The organism is Citrobacter sp. wls613, assembly GCF_005281195.1.
Classification (GTDB): domain Bacteria; phylum Pseudomonadota; class Gammaproteobacteria; order Enterobacterales; family Enterobacteriaceae; genus Citrobacter; species Citrobacter gillenii.
Map to the genome: position 1 here is coordinate 1 of NZ_SZXN01000035.1, position 870 is coordinate 870.

Sequence of the window (870 nt, forward strand, 5' to 3'; positions counted from 1 at the left end):
TGTATCCCCTGACGATTGGCGATCATGTGAAGAAGGGGACGCCACTTATCGATATTACCATTCCGGACTGGGTGGAAGCACAGAGTGAATTCCTTCTGTTATCCAGCACCGGTGGTACTTCCACGCAAATTAAAGGCGTTCTGGAACGGCTTCGCCTGGCAGGTATGCCGGAAGAGGATATTCAGAGACTGCGTTCTACCCGGAGCATTCAGACCCGTTTTACCATTAAAGCACCTATTGATGGTGTCATTACTGCATTTGACCTGCGCACCGGCATGAATATTTCCAAAGATAAGGTGGTGGCTCAGATTCAGGGGATGGACCCGGTCTGGATCAGCGCTGCAGTGCCAGAATCTATCGCCTATCTGCTGAAAGATACGTCGCAGTTTGAAATTTCGGTACCGGCTTATCCGGATAAAACATTCCATGTCGAAAAATGGAATATTCTTCCCAGCGTGGATCAGACAACCCGTACGCTTCAGGTCCGTCTCCAGGTTTCTAATAAGGATGAGTTTCTCAAGCCGGGCATGAATGCCTATCTCAAACTGAATACCCAAAGTCAGGAGATGCTGCTGATACCAAGCCAGGCCGTTATCGATACCGGCAAAGAACAGCGCGTGATTACTGTTGATGATGAAGGCAAGTTTGTGCCGAAACAGATCCACGTTCTGCATGAGTCACAGCAACAGTCCGGCATCGGCTCCGGCCTGAATGAAGGCGATACCGTGGTGGTCAGTGGCCTGTTCCTCATTGACTCTGAAGCCAATATTACGGGCGCACTGGAACGTATGCGCCACCCTGAAAAAACAGAAAGCAGTATGCCAGCAATGTCTGACCAGCCTGTAAATATGCATTCAGGGCACTGAGGAG

Annotated in this window: 1 protein-coding gene; it reads left to right on the forward strand. The window is 50.0% G+C overall.

The window, feature by feature from the left end; all coding sequences use genetic code 11:
• The coding region (silB, locus tag FDX01_RS05645) for a Cu(+)/Ag(+) efflux RND transporter periplasmic adaptor subunit SilB (RefSeq protein ID WP_137399386.1) at window positions 1-866 on the forward strand (866 nt) is incomplete at its 5' end.
• Window positions 867-870 lie beyond the last annotated feature (4 nt).